Origin of the sequence: Micromonospora sp. NPDC023888, from assembly GCF_040639415.1 — a bacterium.
Classification (GTDB): Bacteria; Actinomycetota; Actinomycetes; order Mycobacteriales; family Micromonosporaceae; genus Micromonospora.
The window spans coordinates 104,181-123,548 of the sequence record NZ_JBEZZW010000021.1; the positions used below are offsets into that span (position 1 = coordinate 104,181).

17 protein-coding genes and 2 pseudogenes are annotated in these 19,368 nt (G+C 71.9%); 15 read left to right on the forward strand and 4 right to left on the reverse strand.

Translation table 11 applies throughout. The features are described 5' to 3' along the window. Window positions 1-21: 21 nt before the first annotated feature. From AB0F61_RS20025 to AB0F61_RS20035, 3 genes are read left to right on the forward strand one after another with little or no spacing between them, the layout of a single operon-like run. Window positions 22-735 (forward strand): ATP-binding cassette domain-containing protein, encoded by a 714-nt coding sequence (locus AB0F61_RS20025; protein WP_357811730.1) that lies wholly within the window; start codon window positions 22-24, stop codon window positions 733-735. Beyond that, the gene (locus AB0F61_RS20030) at window positions 729-1,481 is read left to right on the forward strand and encodes a hypothetical protein (protein WP_357811732.1); all 753 of its coding nucleotides are present in this window, start codon (window positions 729-731) and stop codon (window positions 1,479-1,481) included. The genes AB0F61_RS20025 and AB0F61_RS20030 overlap by 7 nt, the downstream gene beginning before the upstream one ends. Further along, window positions 1,478-2,119 (forward strand): hypothetical protein, encoded by a 642-nt coding sequence (locus tag AB0F61_RS20035; protein ID WP_357811734.1) that lies wholly within the window; start codon window positions 1,478-1,480, stop codon window positions 2,117-2,119. Before AB0F61_RS20030 ends, AB0F61_RS20035 begins: the two co-directional genes overlap by 4 nt. Before the next feature lie 184 nt (window positions 2,120-2,303). Here AB0F61_RS20035 and AB0F61_RS20040 read toward each other — a convergent pair whose 3' ends face one another. Then, window positions 2,304-2,900 (reverse strand): XRE family transcriptional regulator, encoded by a 597-nt coding sequence (locus tag AB0F61_RS20040; RefSeq protein ID WP_357811736.1) that lies wholly within the window; start codon window positions 2,898-2,900, stop codon window positions 2,304-2,306. A 101-nt stretch (window positions 2,901-3,001) separates the two neighbouring features. Between AB0F61_RS20040 and AB0F61_RS20045 the strand changes: the two genes are divergently transcribed. Continuing rightward, a complete protein-coding gene (locus AB0F61_RS20045) occupies window positions 3,002-3,643 on the forward strand; it encodes a methyltransferase domain-containing protein (protein ID WP_357811738.1) in 642 nt (213 codons plus the stop codon). 54 nt (window positions 3,644-3,697) lie between these two features. Here AB0F61_RS20045 and AB0F61_RS20050 read toward each other — a convergent pair whose 3' ends face one another. Then, window positions 3,698-3,985: a hypothetical protein gene (locus AB0F61_RS20050; RefSeq protein WP_357811740.1), complete on the reverse strand. Its 288-nt coding sequence runs from the start codon at window positions 3,983-3,985 to the stop codon at window positions 3,698-3,700. A gap of 286 nt (window positions 3,986-4,271) precedes the next feature. Between AB0F61_RS20050 and AB0F61_RS20055 the strand changes: the two genes are divergently transcribed. After that, a complete protein-coding gene (locus tag AB0F61_RS20055) occupies window positions 4,272-5,432 on the forward strand; it encodes a toprim domain-containing protein (protein WP_357811742.1) in 1,161 nt (386 codons plus the stop codon). A 71-nt stretch (window positions 5,433-5,503) separates the two neighbouring features. On the opposite strand, the gene AB0F61_RS20060 is transcribed toward AB0F61_RS20055, so the two are convergent. Beyond that, the gene (locus tag AB0F61_RS20060; RefSeq protein WP_357811744.1) at window positions 5,504-5,914 is read right to left on the reverse strand and encodes a hypothetical protein; all 411 of its coding nucleotides are present in this window, start codon (window positions 5,912-5,914) and stop codon (window positions 5,504-5,506) included. A gap of 340 nt (window positions 5,915-6,254) precedes the next feature. Here AB0F61_RS20060 and AB0F61_RS20065 point away from each other — a divergent pair, with 340 nt between their 5' ends. From AB0F61_RS20065 to AB0F61_RS20080, 4 genes are read left to right on the forward strand one after another with little or no spacing between them, the layout of a single operon-like run. Next, on the forward strand, window positions 6,255-6,770 hold the full coding sequence (locus AB0F61_RS20065) for a hypothetical protein (RefSeq protein WP_357811747.1): 516 nt from the start codon (window positions 6,255-6,257) through the stop codon (window positions 6,768-6,770). 50 nt (window positions 6,771-6,820) lie between these two features. Continuing rightward, the gene (locus AB0F61_RS20070) at window positions 6,821-7,345 is read left to right on the forward strand and encodes a hypothetical protein (protein ID WP_357811749.1); all 525 of its coding nucleotides are present in this window, start codon (window positions 6,821-6,823) and stop codon (window positions 7,343-7,345) included. 7 nt (window positions 7,346-7,352) lie between these two features. Continuing rightward, window positions 7,353-8,567 carry an MAB_1171c family putative transporter gene (locus tag AB0F61_RS20075; RefSeq protein WP_357811751.1) on the forward strand — a complete coding sequence of 405 codons (1,215 nt, stop codon included), beginning with the start codon at window positions 7,353-7,355 and terminating at the stop codon, window positions 8,565-8,567. Next, window positions 8,564-9,412, forward strand: coding sequence for an oxygenase MpaB family protein (locus tag AB0F61_RS20080; RefSeq protein WP_357811753.1), 849 nt, complete (start codon window positions 8,564-8,566; stop codon window positions 9,410-9,412). Before AB0F61_RS20075 ends, AB0F61_RS20080 begins: the two co-directional genes overlap by 4 nt. A 42-nt stretch (window positions 9,413-9,454) precedes the next feature. On the opposite strand, the gene AB0F61_RS20085 is transcribed toward AB0F61_RS20080, so the two are convergent. Next, window positions 9,455-12,091, reverse strand: a complete 2,637-nt coding sequence (locus AB0F61_RS20085) for a tetratricopeptide repeat protein (protein ID WP_357811755.1) — start codon at window positions 12,089-12,091, stop codon at window positions 9,455-9,457. 410 nt (window positions 12,092-12,501) lie between these two features. Here AB0F61_RS20085 and AB0F61_RS20090 point away from each other — a divergent pair, with 410 nt between their 5' ends. The 6 genes and pseudogenes from AB0F61_RS20090 to AB0F61_RS20115 all read left to right on the forward strand — a co-directional run. After that, the gene (locus AB0F61_RS20090) at window positions 12,502-13,662 is read left to right on the forward strand and encodes a ThiF family adenylyltransferase (protein ID WP_357811757.1); all 1,161 of its coding nucleotides are present in this window, start codon (window positions 12,502-12,504) and stop codon (window positions 13,660-13,662) included. Beyond that, window positions 13,659-14,882 (forward strand): hypothetical protein, encoded by a 1,224-nt coding sequence (locus AB0F61_RS20095; protein ID WP_357811759.1) that lies wholly within the window; start codon window positions 13,659-13,661, stop codon window positions 14,880-14,882. The genes AB0F61_RS20090 and AB0F61_RS20095 overlap by 4 nt, the downstream gene beginning before the upstream one ends. Window positions 14,883-14,931: 49 nt before the next feature. Then, window positions 14,932-18,309, forward strand: a complete 3,378-nt coding sequence (locus AB0F61_RS20100; protein ID WP_357811761.1) for a S8 family serine peptidase — start codon at window positions 14,932-14,934, stop codon at window positions 18,307-18,309. 12 nt (window positions 18,310-18,321) lie between these two features. Continuing rightward, entirely contained in the window at window positions 18,322-19,149 is an 828-nt protein-coding gene (locus AB0F61_RS20105; protein WP_357811763.1) for a M55 family metallopeptidase, read from the forward strand. A 61-nt stretch (window positions 19,150-19,210) separates the two neighbouring features. Beyond that, window positions 19,211-19,276: pseudogene (locus AB0F61_RS20110) on the forward strand (ATP-binding protein); the annotation flags it as partial. Next, a pseudogene (locus AB0F61_RS20115) lies at window positions 19,276-19,368 on the forward strand (DNA-binding response regulator); the annotation flags it as partial. The pseudogenes AB0F61_RS20110 and AB0F61_RS20115, both read left to right, overlap by 1 nt.

Sequence of the window (19,368 nt, forward strand, 5' to 3'; positions counted from 1 at the left end):
GATCACCTGTTGACTCGACGCATGATCACGATCGATCACGTCAGCAAGACCAAGAGCAGGACACGGATCCTGTACGACGTCACCTTCGAGGCCCGACCCGGCCGGGTCACCGGCTTCCTCGGGCCGAACGGAGCCGGCAAGACGTCGACGCTGCGGATCCTGCTCGGCCTGGACAGCCCGCAGAGCGGGACGGCGCTGATCTGCGGACGCCCGTACCGGAAACTGGACCGCCCGCTGACGACTGTCGGTGCCCTGCTCGACGGCAGCGGCGCGCACCGGGCCCGCACGGCCCGCGCGCACCTGCGGTGGGTGGCCGCCAGCAACGGCCTGCCGGACTCCCGCGCCGACGAGGTCCTCGAGACCGTGGGCCTGACCGGCGACGCGCGCAAACGCGCCGGCCGCTTCTCCCTTGGCATGAGCCGCCGGCTCGGGCTGGCCACCGCGCTGCTCGGCGACCCGGAGGTGCTGGTCCTGGACGAGCCGGTGAACGGGCTCGACCCGGCCGGGATCCGCTGGATGCGCGGATTCCTACGCGACAGCGCCGCACAGGGTCGCACCGTGCTGCTCTCCAGCCACCTGATGGGTGAACTGGCGGAGATCGCCGACGACGTCGTCGTGATCGACAAGGGCCGGGTCGTGACCCACGGCAGCCTCGCCGACGTCACCGGCGGTCACCGCACCCTGGAGGACGCCTTCTTCGCGCTCACCGCCACCGAGGCGGGTGGCCCGTGGTGAACCTGGTCCGCGCCGAACTGCGCAAACTGCTCGGCCTGCCCACCGCCTGGGTCGGTCTGGTGCTGGGCACGCTCGTCGCACCGGTGGTCGTCCTGCTGAACGCGCCGTACACCCGCCGCGCGATCGCCGCCGGCACGCTCACCGACACGTCCGACCTGGGCCTGCGCGACCTGGGTATCGGCCTGATCGGTCCGATGGTCCTCGGTGTCATCGTGGTGAGCAGCGAGTACACGTCCACCGGTCGGGACGCCCCCGGCGCGCGCCAGCTCACCACCACGCTCGCCGCGGTCCCCCACCGGCTGAGGCTGCTCGCGGCCAAGACCACCGCGCTGGTGCTTGTCGTCGCGGCACAGGCAACGGTCACCACCGCCGCCACCCTCACCCTCACCCAGGTGCTGCACGGCGAACACGCGCCGGTACCCGCGCCGACGCGAGTCGCGGCCGCGATCCTCTACTGGACGCTCACCGCGCTCCTCGCGTACGCGATAACGCTGATCACCCGCAACGGCATCGTGCCGCTGACCCTGCTGATCATCAACAGTTCCGTGGTGTCGGTGTCGTACCTGCTGACAAAGGTCACCGACCTCGCCTCCTACCTGCCGGACATCGTCGGCGCGCAGATGTTCATCCGCGACACGGACTTCCCCGTCCAGGTCCCTCCGGTGACCGCCGGCCTGGTGATGACGGCCTGGATCGTCGCGCTGCTCGCGGTCGGCGCCGTCCTGTTCCAGCGGCGCGACGCGTGAACACCGTCCGCGCCGAGCTGCGCAAACTGCTGACCCTGCCGTCGTTGCGCCGGACCGCGCTGCTGACCTGGGCCGCCACCGCCCTGTTGACGTACGCGTACGCGTCCGCCGAGGCCCACGGTGAGCCGCTCGGCGACGACACAGCCCTGGCCCCGCTGGGCTACACCCAGGCCGGTTTCCTGGTGCTCGGTGTGCTGGCGGCCACGTCCGAGTACCAGGACGGCGACCAGATCCGGGCCACTCTGCTCGCGATGCCCCGCCGGCTGCCGCTCCAGGCGGCGAAGGCCCTCGCGTTGGCCGCGCTGACGCTCCCGGTGGCCGCCGCGACGGCGGCCACCAGCACCCTGCCGGCCGGCGGGGTGGCCTGGACGCCCGTCGCGACCGCGTACCTGACGCTCACCGCACTGCTGGCGGCGGCGGTCGCCAGCGCCGTCCGCCGCGCCCTGCCCGCCGCGATTGCGCTGCTCGGGCTGTACTTCGTCGCCGGCCCGCTGCTGCGGGCCGGGTCCAGCGCCAGCGCCGCCTACCTGCCGGACACCGCCGCCCTCGACCCGTCGCACGGCGCCGCCGCCACGATCGCGTGGACACTCTCCGCCCTGACGCTGGCCGCGCTGATATTCCGTCGCCGCGACGCGTGACACCGGTCCGCCGCGCGGAACGCCCACGACGCCGGCCAGCACAGTAGGTGGTGCCCGGTGTCAGGCCGCTCCCCTGTCGACGGACGCCGTCGTCCTGCGGAAGGCCGTCGCGCGGCGGGAACGGCAGGCTTGTCGTCGTCGACCTCACGCGCCGCCAGATCGTGGCCCGTCTGCGTACGCGGCTCTAACCGGGTTCGTGCCGCCTGGGGGCGGCGCGGACGTGCGCGCGCTCGCCCTGCTTGCCGACAAGGCTGAGGAATTCGACGGGCCCTGAGCTGGTGGCGCCGAACCAGTGCGGGGTACGGGTGTCGAACTCGGCGGCCTCGCCCGGTTCGAGGATGAGGTCGTGCTCACCGAGCACGAGTCGGAGTCGGCCGTCGAGGACGAAGGCCCAGTCGTAGCCCTCGTGGGTGCGAAGGTCGGGTTCGGCGTCGTCGCGCCCGGCCGGGAGGACGAACTTGTAGGCCTGGATGCCTCCGGGCCTTCGGGTCAGCGGCAGGATCGTGGAGCCGTCGCTGGTGCGCAGCGGACGCATGTTGACGCGTGGGTCGCCGGTCGGCGGGGCGTCGACGAGTTCGTCCAGGGTGACGCCGTACGCGCGGGCCAGGGGCAGCAACTGTTCGAGGGTGGGCCGCCGGAGGCCGGCCTCGAGCCGGGAGAGGGTGCTGGCCGAGATGCCGGTCTCCGCGGCGAGGTCGGTCAGGGTGATGTCGCGGCGTTGCCGCAGGTGCTTGAGCCGCGGCCCGACGGCGTCGAGGGTGCGGTCCGTTGACTCGTCCATGGTGCCATTTTGCCATTTGGCAAAGAACTTTGCGGTTCGGTCCGCTACTTGTCACTGTTGACCGGCTGCGACCACGCCCCTACCGACACCGGAGACGCTCGATGACGCACTCGTTCGACAAGGAGTACTGGGACCAGGTCTGGGGCGGTGATCGTGCCGCGGCCATGGCCGCCAGCCAGCCCAACCCGCACCTGGTGCGGGAGGTCGGTGACCTTTCGCCCGGAACGGCCCTCGACGTCGGTTGCGGCGCCGGGGCCGAGGCGATCTGGCTCGCCACCGGTGGCTGGCAGGTCACCGCTGCCGACATCGCCACCGCGGCGCTCGCCCACGCGGCCGAGCGCGCGGCCGCCAGCGGCGTCGCGGGGCGGGTGCGGTGGGTCGAGGCGGACCTGTCCAGGTGGCGGCCGGACGCACGGTACGACCTGGTCACCACCCACTACGCGCACCCCGCGATGCCGCAGTTGGACTTCTACGAGCGCATCGCGTCCTGGGTCGCCCCCGCCGGCACCCTGCTCATCGTCGGCCACCTCCACCACCAGGAACACGCCTCCGCCGGGCATGGGCACGACGAGGCCGAGCCGCCCACCTCGGCCTCGGTGACAGCCGCCGACATCACCGCGCGCCTCGACCCGCTGGTCTGGGAGGTCGTGACCGCCCGGGAGTCGCACCGGGCCCTGACGGGGCACGGCGGCCACGCCGTGTCGATCCACGACGTGGTCGTCCGAGCCAACCGCCGTCCCTGACCTGCCCGACGCCGGCCCCTTCTCCTGCCCTTGAGATGGCCTGGTCGGTGTGCGCTAGCGGAAACTGGGCGCCATGCTGCCGCTGGAGTGCAGACCGCCCCTACCCGAGCAGTAGGCGTACGACCAACCGCCGGTCACGGCGCTCTTCCACTGGCCGGTGGTGACAGTCTCGTTGGCACACCGGGCAGTCGCGCGCACCTGCGTGCCACTTGAGTATCCGGTGCAGGTGACCCCGTAGGTGTTGGCGTCCCACCACTCACTGCAACTGCCGGCCGCCGAGGCCGGTGTGGCGCCGACGGCCAGGAGGGTGCCGGTCGCCAGGGCGAGTGAGGCCAGAGCCATTGCTGCACGTCTGCGAACCACGTTGCTCCTCTGTGGAAGGTGCGCCCCCGGATACCTCTTCGTGAAGACCGAGATCAAAGGGGGGCGCCGATGGAGTAGATCTTGTCATCCCGATCTCCGATGCGCCACGCGTCGGGGAACCAGCGTGGACGCCGGGCAGGGCCGCCCCCGTCAGCAGTAGACCGCACTCACCGCTCGGCCACCGGTACGAGGCGACCTCGTCGCCATCACACGCTTCTGGTGAGGTAGGACCGGTTGGCGTTAGCGTGGACACCGGAGGTGGGCCATGGGCGCTCCTCGACCCCATCACCCGACATCCCCGGTACGCGGCAGCGGGCCCGAGTTCGCGCGGCTGGTGGCGGCCGTCGAGGCCGCGGTGACGTACTACCGTGCCCAACTCGAACAGGCCGACGGTCCGCGCGCCTATCTCGCCCACCGCGGCCTCGGTGTCGTCGTGCACCGGGAGTGGCCGTGGCGGGTCGGATACGCCCCACCCAACCGGAGTTCGCTTACCGGCCACCTACTTGCCGCCGGCTTCACGGCGGACGAGCTGGTCGGTGCTGGCCTGTCACGGCGCACCCGTTGGGACCCGAGCCGGCTCATCGACGTCTTCCGCGACCGGATCATGTTCCCGGTGCGCGATCCCGCCGGGCAGGCCGTGGCGTTCCTCGGCCGGTGCCGCCCCGATTCCGCGGCGCGGGTGCCGAAGTACCTCAACAGCCCTCGGACAGCGATCTACGACAAGGGGAAACTGCTGTTCGGCATCGCCGAGCAGCAGGAGCGTCTCGCCGCACGATGGACACCGGTCCTGGTGGAGGGGCCGGCCGACGTCCTCGCGGTGTGGCTGTCGTACTCCCGGTCGGGCCCCTCGGGGGCGGTGGCCGTCGCACCCTGCGGCACCACACTCACCGACGCCCAGGCCGCGACACTGCGGGACCTGCCCGGCGCCAGGCGGGGCATCGTGGCGGCATTCGACGCGGACCCGGCCGGCCGCGGCGCAGTGGACCGGGCTTGGCACCTGCTGCGGCAGCAACACCTGCCCGGCCCGTTGTCGGTGGCCGAGTTCGCCGCCGGCGCTGACCCGGCCGACCTGCTCCGCCGGCCGAACGGCAGGGCTCACCTGCGGACCGCGCTGCGGCGGAGGGCACGGCCCATGCTCGACGCGGTGCTCGACCACCGCCTCACCCGCCTCGTCGAGCGGCATCCCCGGCTGCTGGAGGACATCGACGGCAGGTGCGCCGCGGTCCGCATCCTGGTACCGCTGCTGTTTCAGGCCGCCAGTCCGGACGACGCGATCCGGCTCGCCCGACGCATCGTCGCCATGACAGGGGTCGGCGTCGACACCGTCCTCATCGCCGCGATCGCACACCTGGAGGACGCGCTACCCGACGCCGTTCTGCCGGTGACCGTGGCTGCGCCGCGTCCCGGGGCCGCGGGCGGTCGGTAGGGTGCGTGGGTGACATCCATGGATGAGGGCCCGGTGACGCACAAGCGCGGCCCTCGCCGTGGTCGTCCAGCTCAGGCCAGGGCCGCGACCGCGCGTCGCAGTTGTCGGGCGCCGGCGTCATGGCTGAGCCGTCGATTCAGGTCGTCGCGGTTGTCGGCGGCCAGTCGATCGTGGTACCGAGCGAGCTGCTCCAGCAGCGACGTCACGGCGAGGCGGGTCTCCGCGTCGTCGCGGACCGGTGTCCCGGTGTCCACGACCACGTCGTCGTGCTCCGAGTAGAGCCTCGCCCGGACGTTGAGCAACTCCAGGCCGTAGCGGTCCCAGGCGAAGTCGGTGCCGGCCAGGCTCTTCCACGCCTCGAGCGCCAACTGGATGGCGCCCGCGGCGACGGTGTCATCGAGTTCCTGTGCGAGTCGAGCGGTGATCTCTCGTGCCGCCTCGGTGTAGTTCGTACCGTGCGGTTGGTGCGGCGCCGTCAGCATCAGGTGCGTTCCCCTCGTGATGTGCCGTCCAGGGATGCGGGTGCCGGTGACGTACACCCCCTCCGCCACCGGCGCGCCGCGCCAGCAGTGCTGCAGGAGGAGTCCCCCCGTCGTGCTCCTTGCGGAGCTTGACCCCTCCCACGGCGCCTCCCCGTTCGGCTGGCGGACCTCGATCTCGTCCGCCGCGCAACGGGTGTTGAGCAGATTGGCTGACCGCTCAACATGCGTTGCTCCAAACAGGAGCGAGCATATCCTCACGTTCCGTGTATGTGTCAACATCTGTTTCGTTGCGGCATGCATCTGCGACACTGTCGTTTCGGTGCCTGGAGGGTGAAGAATCATGGCCGACGATCGGCACACAGAGCAGGCGTTGCCGCCCCTCGACACGCTGGCCGCGAGGCTCGAATACCTGTTCGACGAGATCCGGCCCACCCGGGACGAACTCGGCGACTCCGACGAGCCCGGTCGCAAGTACACGAACAAAGAGATCGCCGACAAGATCAACGAAGTGGCCGCTGAGACGGGTGTCACGATCAGCGCCGCCTACATCGGAGAGTTGCGCCGCGGTGTCGCCAGTGATCCCCGCACCTCACACGTCCGCGCCCTGGCCGCCGCGTTCGGCGTGAACTCGGGCTACTTCGTCGACGACGCCGCGGCACGGCGGATACAGGACCAGATCACGTTGCTCAGCGAGCTGCGTCGGATGGACGTCAAGCAGGTGGCGCTGCGCCAGGTGCTCGCCGACAACGGACTCTCCGCGACCGACACCCAGCTCATCGAGCAGATGGTGGTCCGCCTGCGGGCCGTGGCCGAGAGCGCTGGCGCAACCGCTTCCGCGCCCGGCGAACGCAGATAGCCGTGCACATCCTTCGGTGGGAGTACGTCGACCAGCAGGGGAACGCTGACGTGAGGTTGTACCGATTACGCAAGCGCTGCGAGCGGATCGTCGCCGAGCTTGAGGTGCCGGAGCCCTTCGACATCCAGACGCTGTGCGCCGCACTCGGCGAACGCCGCGGCCGACCCATCCACCTGGTGCCGATCAAGCTGCCGGCGCAGACGGTGTGCGGGATGTGCGTGCCGACCGGCGACTTCGACGCCATCTTCTTCGAGCAGGACACCTCGCCGCTGCACCAACAGCTCATCATCGGCCACGAGCTGGGTCACCTGCTCGCCGGTCACCAGGCGACCGAAGTACTCGACGCGGACGCGTCCCGACTGTTGCTGCCGGACCTCGACCCGAAGCTGGTCCAGCGCAGCCTCGGCCGCAGCAACTACGCCGCGGCCGAGGAACGCGAAGCCGAGATGATCGGCTCGCTGCTCCTGCGGCGGCTCCGGGGCGAGGGCGGCGACGTGGACGACGAACCGCTCGACGGCCAGGACGCCGAGCTGTACGGCCGGCTGCGGCACTCACTTGAGCACCCCCACTGGTAGCGGAGCGATGGATACCGTCCTGTACAGCGTGTGCGCCGTAGCCGGCTGGATCGCCTTCGGATACATGGTGCGACTCCAGCGCCGGCACCCCAGCCGGGCCCGCCGTGCGATCTGTGTGGGCCTCGGGGCGTTCGCCGCCGGGATCACCGCGGCCATCCCGCCGATCGCGACGGCGATCGACCAGGCGTCCGGTCTACCCAACCTAGCCAAGGTCATCTCCCACGGCTGCGCGCTGACCATCTCGGCGAACGCCGAGATCATGCTCCTGCACTTCGCGCTTCCCCCGGCGAAGGCCGCCGCCCGTGCCCGCATCTGGGTGTGGGTCACCTGGTTCGCGTTCCTCGTCATGGCCGGCCTCTTCGCCTACACCCTCGGCTACGACGAGCCGGTGCTCCTGACTGTCGAGTACGCGACCGACCCCGTCGTGACCGCCTACCTGTTGATCTTCCTGTTGCTCGGCTTCTTCGCCTACTGCTTCGACATCACCCGGCTGTGCTGGGGCTTCGCGAAGATCTGCGGTCGTCCCTGGCTGCGCCGTGGTCTGCGCATCACCGCGGTGGGTGCGGCCTTCGCGCTGCTCTACAGCGCCAACAAGATCGGGTATCTCGTCGCCTACTGGGCCGGCTACCAACCCACCGGCGAGCGGCAGATCGCCGCGGTCCTGGTGACCATCGGCGCGCTGCTCATCACGATCGGCCTCACCATGCCGGCGTGGGGTCCCACCCTGCGGATCACGCGTCGGTGGGAGGACTTCCACTCCTACCGTCGACTCGAACCGCTCTGGCGGGACCTCATCGCGGCCCTGCCCGAACTGGAACTCGACAGCGCCCTGCGCCGACCCCTCACGGCGGCGCGCGACATCGACTACGCGCTGACCCGCCGGGTGGCCGAGATCCGCGACGGCCGCCTGGCGCTGCGCCCGTACAGCGACGTCGGGGTGACGGCGCTGGCCGAGCAGTTCGCCGAGCAGGCCGGACTGACCACGCAGGAGCGGCAGGCAGCCGTCGAGGCGGCACACCTGGCCTGCGCGCTGCGTCGGCACGCCGCCGGTCTCGTGGCCCCCACCCCGCAGCCCGCGCACGAGTTGCACCGCCCGGACGATGGCTACGCTGGCGAGGTGGCGTGGCTGACGCTCGTCACCGACGCCTACGCCCGCTCGCCGGTGGTGGCGCAGACACTCGCCGCGAGCCGGAAGCTCACCGCTGGAGACGCCCGCCGATGAGAGGTCGCTACGCGAACCTGACCCGTACCCGCGCTCTGGACCCGGAGCGCGACTACCTGGACATCTACCAGACCATGCTGCGTTACGAGTTTCCGTGGGACCTGAAACTCGGGCTCAACCTGGCCTTCAACCGGTCCTTCTCCATTCCCGCGATCGCCGCCGTGCACACGGCCACCGGCGAGCTGACCGAACGCACCCAGAAACGGATCGACGACACCGGCCTGTTGATGTACGAGATGGTGCTCAACGGGTTCGAGCAGCCTCGTGGTCGGGACGCGTTGCGGCGCGTCAACCAGATCCACCGCCCGTACGACATCAGCAACGACGACTTCCGCTACGTGCTGGGTTGCCTCGTGGTGATCCCCACGCGGTGGTTGCGGGAGTACGGTTGGCGCCCGCCCTGCTGCCACGAGCGGCAGGCCACGTACCTGTTCTACCGGGAGCTGGGCCGGCGGATGGGCATCACGGACATCCCCGGGTCGTACGACGAGTTCGAGACCTGGTTCGACGCCCACGACGCAGCTCACCTGCACCCGAACGACGACGCGGCGGCCATCGAGCGGGCCACCCGGATGCTGATGCTCACCCGGATTCCACGGATGTTCGGCCCGCTGGGGAACGCGCTGGTCAGCGCCATCTACGACGCGCCGCTGCGGCGCGCCATGCGGGTCGACGCGCCGGGGTGGCCGGTCCGGGCTGGCCTGCACGTGGCGTTGAAGACGCGTGCCCGGTGGCAGCGGTGGTTCGGAGCGCCCCGGACAACTGCGATGTTCGCCGACGGGATCAACGCCAAGAGCTACCCCGACGGGTACGAGATCAGCCAACTCGGTCCGCAGCCCGAGTAGCGCGCCGCTGCGGCGTTCGCCCCGCCGCCCGCACGGCAATGTTCAACCGCAGCTCAGCGTGCTCACCAGGAGCTGCGCTGTCAGGTCCGGGCTCCCGTAGCCGACGGCGAAGCTGTCGAGGGCGCTGAGGTGGGCACGAATCTGCTCGGCCTCGGGCATGTCGAGGTCGGTGTAGAGGGTGAGCGCCCGTTGGAAGTGGTCACGGGCGGAGGTGGGCGCCCCGAGAGCGAGGTGGGCGTGACCGAGGCCGGCGTGGGTACGGGCGTGCTCGTGATAGGCGCCGATCTCGACGACGATCGCGTGTGCCGCGCTGTGGTGGGCAAGGGCGTCGGCGGCGTCGCCCGTGACGCGAGCCGCCTCGGCGATCCCGTTGAGTGCGCTGGCCTCCCCGTACCGTTCGCCGGTCTCGCGAAAGATGTCGAGCGACTGCTGGTGATGGCAGCTTGGCTCACCGAGTCGGGTGTGCAGCGTGCCGAGGCTGTTCAGCGTCCAGGCCGCACCTGTGTGGTTGCCGAGTTGGCGGTACATGACCAGGGCCCGCCCCAGGTGGATCCCGGCGGCCCGGTGCCGACCCAGCCGCACCTCGATGTCGCCGAGGGTGTTCAACGTCCAGGCTTCGCCGGTACGGCCGCCGAGTCGCTGGAACAGGATCAGGGATCGTTGCACGTGCTTGGCGGCCAGCCCGTACTGGCCCAGGTGCGCTTCGATCTCGCCGAGGTTGTTGAGCGCGTGTGCCTCCCCGGCCTCGTGACCGGCCTGCCGGAACAGGGCCAGGGCCTGGCCGTAGCTGGCGGCGGCGGGCCGGTTGCGGCCGAGCTGCGACTCGATGACACCGAGGTTGACAAGTGCGCGGGCCTCGCCGACCTGGTCGCCGATTCGTCGAAACAGGGTCCGGCCCTGCTGGAGGCGCGCGATGGCCGGCTCATATCGGCCGAGCTGTGCGTAGGTGGCGCCGAGGCTGGTCGAGGCGTGGGCCTGTCCGGCTGAGTCACCGGCACGGCGAGCGGCGGTACGCGCGTGCTCGTGGATGGCGAGGGCGTCGTGGGGATATCCACCGTGCAGGTACTGGAAGAGGCTTGTCGACAGCCGGGTGGTGTGGGAGGGCCAGCCGTGGGCGGCGGTGTGCGCGGCGACGGCGACCAGAGCCGTGCGTTCGGTGTCCAGCCAGTCGCGGGCGCTGTCCGGGTCGGGCAGGGCCGCGACCGGCACGCCACCGGATGACGCCTCGCGGTGCGACCCGGCCGGGTACAGGACGCCCATGGCGGCGACGGCGGTGTCCACGTAGTAGTCGAACAGACGGGTCAGGGCGGCCCGCCGTTCGGGTGGTGGGTCTTCGTCACCGCACCGGCTGGCGGCGTACGCGCGAATGAGGTCGTGCAGGGCGTACCGACCGGGGGCGGCCTGTTGCAGCAGGTGGTCCCGGTGGAGGTGGTGCAGGTGAACCTCCGCGTCGGACGGGCAGAAGCCGGTGAGGGCGGCGACCGCCCGGGCGTCGAAGTCGTCGCCGGGATGTGCCGCCACGAACCGCAGCAACCGTCGCCGCTCGGCGGGCAGCTCCCGGTAGGACAGATCGAAGGCAAGCTCCACGCTGGCGTCGAGGCGCCGCTGGTGGTGACGCTCGTCGAGCCGGTCGGCATGATCGGTCAACGTCCAGCCGGAGGTGCTTCTGAGGTGGGCGTTGACCAGCCCGAGCGCCAGCGGGAGATGGCCGCACCGCTGCGCGATCCGGGCCACCGCGTTCGGGTCGGAGCCGCCGGGAAGGGGTGCCCCGCCCACGGTGAGCAGCGCAGCGGACTCGTCCGCAGTGAACAGGTCAACGGTGAGCTGCGTGGCGTGCGGCAGTTCGCTGAGGTCCCGTCGGCTGGTGATCAGCACCGGGCAGCCCGGGGTGTCGGGCAGCAGCGGGCGGGCCTGTTCGGCGTCGCTGGCGTTGTCCAGCACCACCAGAGTGTGGGTGCCGACCAGGAGGCGACGGTAGGCGGCAACCCGGGCGGGCAGGTCGTACGGGATCTGCTGGCCGGCGACACCCAGCAGGCGCAGGAAGCCCTCCAGGACCGAGGCCGGGTCGGCCGGCGGTTGACCGGGGTCCGGGTGGAATCCGCGCAGGTTGACGAAGAGGATCCGGTCGAACGGTGTCCGCCGGTGCACGGCATGCGCGGCGTGGATGGCGAGTTGGGTCTTGCCGACGCCCGCCATACCCTGGATCGCCAGCACGACCGGGCCGCCATCCAGGTCGCCCCTGCGCAGCTCCCGGCGGAGCCGGCTCAGCGCGGCGGTACGACCGACGAAGCCGGCCAGGTCCTGCGGCAGGTTGTCCTGGACCCGCACCTGCGATGCCGCCCGGGCCTCCCCGCCGACGACCCGGAGCGCCTGCCGCCACTGCGCCACGTACCCGATGTCTGGATGCAGCGCTTCGACAACGGCGATCACCAGATCGGTGTTGAGCCGCCTTCGGCCGCCCTTGAAACAGTCGGCGACAGTCGTCCTCCTGGCCAGCACACCACCGGGGCGGCCCGTGGCCTTCCCGGCCGCGTTGATCCGATTCTTGATCGTGTCGTAGGACGGGTCGCCGGCCCAGACCTTCAAGGTCCGTAGTCGTTGGGCCACCTCGTCAAGTGAGTCGGCTGGTCCGGGGTCCGGCGGCGCCACACCGCCTCCACTCGACAGCGACGTGGTCACGGCGGCTCCTGGACGGTCCTGATCTCGGGCTTGTGCTCCTACTAGACCCCTGCTGTCCGGCAGCGTCACCGGATCTGTCCTTGATCCGCCGAGCGCACACCGAGGGCACCGGGGGTGGCCGTCCGGGATCGTCCGGGATTCACCCACGGTCCGGCGGCTCGCCACACACTTCACCGAGGTGCTGGTCCGGGCACCGGCGGCCTCCGCCGGTCGCTCCGGCCAGTCGGTGAACCCGGAAGGGAGGTGTCGCCATGAAGATCCAGATCCGTCGTCTCGAGAAGATCGAGACCACTGTCATCTGCGCTTGCAGCCCCTGCACGGACTGCTGACCCGACTGTCCTGGTCACCGCCCGCCCGGGCGGTGACCAGGACCGCCACGACGATCTCAGGACCCGAAGGAGCGAGTACGGATGAGGCGACCCCGAATCAAGAGCGTGTTTCCACCCATTCCTCTGGGCGACGGCCGCATCCGCATCGGCGGCGGCGACTACGGCATCGCCTCGGAGATGGTCGACGACGAGCACGGCAACACCTGGCACCTGTTGAGCCTGCTGGACGGCACCCGAACCCGGCCCGAGCTGGCGGACGCGATGGCCGAGCACGATCCGGGCATCACCGCCGCCGACGTCGACGACTCCGTCGAGGCGCTGATCGGCATGGGCTTCGTGGAGGACGCCGCCGTACCCCCGCCGGCCCGGCTGCCGGCGGCGGAACGCGAGCGGTACCGGCGCAACCTGGAGTTCTTCTCCTACTTCCACAAACCGCCACTGACCGCTGCCGACTTCCAGCTACGGCTGCGCGACGCCCGGGTCACGGTGCTCGGGATCGGCGGACTCGGGTCGTACGTGGCCATGAGCCTGGCCGCCATCGGGGTCGGCGACATCCTGCTCGTCGACGACGACGACGTGGAACTCATGAACCTCAACCGCCAGGTGCTCTACACCGACGCCGACGTCGGGCAGCCCAAGGTGGCCGCCGCCGTTCGCCGGCTGACCGAGATCAACCCGCACGTACGGATCAGCGCGCGCAACGCACGGGTCGACGGGGTGGAGGCGGCCCGCGCCTGCATGACCGGCCGGGACCTGGTGATCTGCGCCGCCGACCGGCCTCGCCTCACGCTTTACCAGTGGCTGAACGAGGCGGCCCTGCGGGAGGGCACCGCCTGGATGCGCGGTTCCAACGACGGGCTCACGGTCAGCCTGTTTCTGCACGTGCCCTATCAGACCGCCTGCTTCCAGTGTGTCGAGCAGGACGCCGCGGCCAACCACCCGGAGTACACGCCGATGGCCGAGTACGTCGTCGGGGTGATCGGCGACCGCACCATCAACCCGTGCAACGCGCCGATGGCCGGGATGATCGGCAACCTGGCCGCCCTGGAGGCCGTCAAGCACCTCACCGGCATGGCGGAGCCGGTCATCGTCGGCCGGAAGCTCGTCGTCGACGTGCACCGGATGGAGACGCAGTTCGCCGAGGGCACAATGCTCGACGACTGCGCCGCCTGCGGCCCGGACGGCCGGGTCCCCCGCCCCGGCGACCTGCGGGCCACCGTCGGGTCCGGGTCCGCGACGTGACAGGCACGCTCGCCGACACCACTGTCGTCCGGCTGCACCCGCTGCACATCGGCGAGAGCGAGGACGGCGTGTGCGAGGTCGGCCGGGTCGACACCGGCGACTTCGTCGAGCTGCCGGCCGAGGGCGTCGACCTCGTCCGGTGGCTCGGCGAGGGCCTGCCGCTCGGCGAGGTCCGCCGGCGGTTCGCCGACCGGTACGGCACCGAGCCGGACCTCGCCGACTTCCTCGACGGCATCGGGTCCTGCGGCTTCCTGCGGACGGACGCCACGACGGGCGACGGAGGCGCACCGGCGAGCGGGGCCGGCACCCCGCCGGTCGCCGCCGAGGTGTCCCGCCGGGGAGTGGCGCTGCTGGCGAACCTGGCGCCACACCGGGTCTCCTGGCTGCTCGCGCCGCCGATGCGGCTGCTCTACGTCGGCGGCTGGCTGACCGTACCGTTGCTGCTGGCGCTCGTGCCCTCGCTGCGGCCCGCCCCGGCCGACGCGTTCCTGCTGGACGGGGTGCTCGCCAACGCCCTGGTCGTGGCGATGGTGGCCTGGATGCTGGTGCTGCTGCACGAGCTGGCGCACGCGGCCACCGTGCGGGCGCTGGGCGTCACCGGACGGCTCTCCATCAGCCGACGGCTGTGGTTCCTGGTGGCGCAGACGGAGATGTCAGCCGTCCGGTCCGTGCCCCGGCGCCGCCGCTACGCCCCGTACCTGGCCGGGCTGACCTGGGACCTGTTGCTCATGTCGGCCTGCCTGGTGCTGCAACTCGCCGGTGTGCACGAGCGGCTGGTGCGCGGCGTCGTCTACACGCTCACGCTCTCGGTGGTCTACCAGTTTCTGGTGTTCATGCGCACCGACATCTACTACGTGGTGGGCAACTGGCTGCGGCTGGGCGACCTGATGGGTGACACCCGGCGGTGGCTGGCGAACCAGGTGCGACGGCTGGTCGGCCGCGACCCCGGGCACGACCTCGGTGGTGTGCCGGCCCGGGAACTGCGGATCATCCGCTGGTACGCGCCGTTCTACCTGCTGGGCTCGCTCGCCGTGACCGCGGCGCTGCTGGCCCTCACGGTGCCCGCCATGGTCACGATGGTCCGGCTGGCCGTCGACGGACTCGACGCTCCGGTCGACGGCCTCGCCTTCTGGAACGGCGTCGGCTTCCTCGCGCTCGTCGCCCTGCAACTCGCCACCTTCGGCTGGGTCCTCGTCGCCGAACGTCGTACCGCCGCCTGATCGGCTCGTCCACCGCAACGCCCGTCACCAGCAAGTGAGGACGCCCACCGTGCCACTGACCGCGCCGCACCGACTGCTGGCCGCCCTCCTGACGCCGGCCCTGGCCACCGGACCGATCGCCGCCGTGACCCCACCGGCGGCGGTCGCCGCCGGGCCGGTCCGGGCCGTCATCGTCGTCCTCGCCGACCAGCACGACACCGCTCCCGGGCGGCGGCTCGCCGACCGGGCCGCCCGGATCACCGCCGACCAGCAGCCTGTGCTCACCGACCTGCGCCGCGTCGGCGCCACCCGGGTGGCGCCCCTCCGCCTGGTGAACGCCATCGCCACGACCCTGCCGGAGCGGGCCGTCGCGGAGCTGGCGACCCGACCCGGGGTGCGAGCCGTACTGCCCGACACCCCGCTGCGACTGCGCCAACCGGTCGCCCCGAGCCGGCCCACGCCACCGGCCGGCGGGGCCACGACCGGTGCCGGCGGCTGCGCCGGGCCGGATGAGCCGCCGCTCACCGAACCGGAAGGGCTGGCGTTGACCCGTACCGTCGGATCGGCCCAGGGGCCCGGCGCCCACGACCTGGCCGACGGGTCAGGGGTGCGGGTCGGTGTGCTCGGCGGGGCGATCGACCCGGCGGCGGCCGAGTTCGTCCGCGACGGGCGGTCGGTCGTGGCCGGCTACGCCGACTTCACCGGCGACGGCCTGGACGCCCCCTCGTACATCCTGGAATCCTTCGGCGACGCGAGCGTCGTGGCGGCCCAGGGCGTCGGCGTCTACGACGCCGGCCGGTACGCGCACCCGGCGCACCGCCCCGACGGACCGTGCCCGATGCGGATCCTCGGCGTCGCACCGGCCGCCACCGTGCACGTCGCCAAGGTGTTCAGCAACGTCGCGGCGCCCACGTCGGTCGTCCTGCAGGGCATCGAGTGGGCGGTGCTGCACGAACGCGTCGACGTGCTGAACGAGTCGCTTGTGGGCTACGGCTACCCGGACACGGCCGCGAACGCCCTGCGGCTGGCCAACGACGCGGCCGTCGCAGCGGGAGTGACAGTGGTGGTGGCCACCGGGGACGCCGGGCCGGACGGGACCCTCGGTTCGCCGGCCAGCGACCCGGACGTCATCGCCGTCGGCGCGAGCACCCAACTGCGCGCGTACGGTCAACTCGGGTACGGCGGGTCGCCGCTCGGCGACGGCGGCCACCGGTCCGACTCGGTGTCCGCGTTGAGTTCCGGCGGCACCGCCCAGGCGGAACCCCGCACCGTCGACCTCGTGGCGCCCGGCGACACCGGGTGGGCTGCCTGCTCGACCGACACCGCGCGCTACCAGAGCTGCGTCTCCTTCTTCGACGGCGGCACCCCCAGCCCGTTCTTCCTGTTCGGCGGCACCAGCGCGGCAGCGCCGTTCGTGGCCGGGGCGGCGGCGCTGGTGATCCAGACGGTACGCCGGCACACCGGCGGCACACCGACCCCCGAGCAGGTCAAACGTATCCTCATGAGTTCCGCGACCGACCTGCGGCAGCCGGCCGACCAGCAGGGCGCCGGGCGGGTGGAGACCCTCGCCGCGGTGCGGCTGGCCGCCGCCCTGACCGACCATCCGGGCTCCGCCGCCCGGCCCGCCGGATCCCCTGGTCGGCCGGCCTCGGCGGACGTGGCGGGGCTGCTCGTCGCCACCTCGACGGCGCGCGTCACCGGCGCGGCGGGGCAGGTCACACCGGTCGCGGTGCACCTGACCAATCCGGGCCGACACGCCCGTCGCGTCACCGTCGGCCTGCGGTCCGCCGCGCCGGCCCGCAGCCTCGCCGCCGGTCAGGTGACGCCTGTCGCGGGGGCGGGTGCGTTCGTCGACTCCGACGGCGTACCGGCGAACGCCCGCCGGGTGCCGGTCACCGTGCCCGGCGGGACCGACCAACTCCAGGCCGCGGTGGCCTGGGATCCCCGTTCGCATGCCGCTCCGGCAGCGGTGAGCGTCTTCGATCCCGCCGGCCGGCTCGCCGGTTACTCACTGCCGCTGGGCAACGGGGGGTACGGGCGGGTGACGGTCGCCCGGCCGCAGCCGGGCCGGTGGACCGTGGCGATCTGGACCCGCGACGACGGTTCACCGCCGGTGGGCGCGGTTCGGTACGACGTCACCGCGCTGCGGCTGACCGCACGCGGCGGCCCCTCGGTCGTCGTGCCACCCGGCGGTACGCGGACCTCCTGGCTGCCGGTCCGCCTGCCGAGCACGGCCGGTGACTCGTCGGCCGCCGTGACCGTCGGCGCCGGCGCGACGGGTGACGCGGCGCTTCCGTTGGGGCTGCGGGCGCTGGTCCCGACCGGTCCCTCCGGCGGCAGTTTCGGCGGCACCTTCTCCGGCGGCAACGGCGCCCTCGCCGGGTGGGCGCTGCTCGGGCAGCGGCGCAGCTTCCAGTTCGACGTTCCGGCCGGGAAGCCGGCGCTTGCCGTGTCGGTGCGGGCCGGCGACGACCCGGGGCTGGAGGTCTGGGGCCTGCTCGTCGACCCGACCGGGATGCCGCTCGCGGCCAGCAGCTCGCGCTCCGCGGGGACCGCCGCGCCGCCCGGGTTGGATCTGGTCCGGCGTGCCCCGCAGCCAGGTCGTTGGACCGTGGTGCTGGTGCTCACCGCGCCGACGGCCACTGTCCGGACCAGTCAGCCGTTCCACGGCCGGGTGGGATTCGCCCCGGCATCGGTGGTGGCGACCGGCGTGCCGGCGGGTGCCGTGCTGCCGGTGGGTCGTCCGGCTGAGGCCACCCTCACCATCACCAACACCGGAACCGCACCCGCGTCGTACCTCGTGGACGCCCGGCTGGACGCCATGGGCGAGGTGCCGCTGCGGCCGGTGGCGTCGGCCACGTATCAGACACCGGTGTCCGGCGTCGACGTCTACCCGCGCTTCGCGGTCCCGACCGGCACGACCCGGCTGCGGATGTCGGCCGATTCGGCGGTGCCGCACATGCTGGACACGCAGCCGTACGGCGAGAACGGCTACTACGTCGGTGACCCGGACCTGGCCGGAACCGCCGGCCGGCGCTCCGAGGTGGTCGTCTCGTCGGCGGAGGTGTCGGCCACGACCTGGATCTGCAACGCCAACCGGGCCGGCCCGTTCGGCGGTGCGCCCCAGCCACCGGCCCGAGTGGACTGCGCGGCGACCGCCCTGACTCGACTCCTCGACCGGCGGGTCACGTCGTCCACCGGCAGTCACTGGCGGCGAGTGGTCGAAGGGTCGACCGAGCCGACCACGCCACTGACGCTGGCGCCGGGGCAGAGCGGCCGGGTCACCGTGATCTTCAGTGCGGACGAGCCGGTGGGAGACCCGGTCACCGGGTCGTTGACGGTGACCACCCTCGACGCGCGTACCGGGTTCGCCACCGAGGTGGCCGCGGTGCCCTACGCGTACACGGTGCCCGGTGGTGAGGTCGACCGTGGTGCCGGGAGCGCGTAGGGTCCCAGATCCATGAAGGCACTGATCTCGGTGGACCTGGAGGGCATCTCGGGGATTGTGCATTCCACCGAGACGAATCCCGATCGGTACGACTACGAACGCGGCCGCGCCCTGATGACGGCCGAGGCCAACGCGGTGATCGCCGGTGTCTTCGACGCCGAACCCGACGCCGTGGTGTGGGTCGCCGACGCACACGGAACGTTCCGCAACCTCCTGCCGGAGGACCTCGACCGGCGTGCTCAGCTCGTGCGGGGCAAACCCCGCCCGCTGGGCATGCTCGCCGGGCTGGACGAGCGGACCGATGCCGTCTTGTTCGTCGGCTATCACGCTCGGGCCGGCGCTGGGCCCGCCGTGCTGGCGCACACGATCAGTGACGCCATCCTCGACGTGCGGGTGGCCGGACGGTCACTTGGCGAGATCGGCCTCAACGCCGCCCTGGCGGGACACCTGGACGTGCCGGTCGTGCTGCTCAGCGGCGACGACGCCGCCTGCGCCGAATTCGGCGAGCTGGTGCCCTCGGCGGTCACCGTCGCCGTCAAGCAGACAGTGGGTCAGACCGCCGCCGTGGCCCTGCACCCGCAGGAGGCACGGGAGCGGCTGCGCCGCGCCGCCGCCGATGCGGTCACCCGGCGCGCGTCGATTCCGCCGCCGAAGATGACCGGGCCGTTGGACGTCGAGGTCGACCTGTACGGCCCCTCCATGGTCGACCTCGCGGTTCTCGTGCCGGGTGTGACCCGCCAGGGTGGTGGCCGGACGGTTGCCTTCCGCGCCGCTGACGTCGCCGAGGCCTATCGGCTGGTTCACCTGCTCGTCCAACTCGCAAGCGTCAAACCCGGCTGACGCTTCCCGTCCGTGCTGCCGGCCGGAGCGGCCGGTCACGGCGGCCCGGGTCGCGGGCCGCTACCTGTTCGGCACGCCCGGCCAGGACCGCTTCTGGTTCGTCTGGGACGAGTTGGCGTTGGGCGCGAGGCCGCCGACGGCGCCGAGGCGGTGCGGCTCGCCGCGCACCTGCGCCCGGAGGTCGTCCTCATGGACATCCGGATGCCCGTACTGGACGGC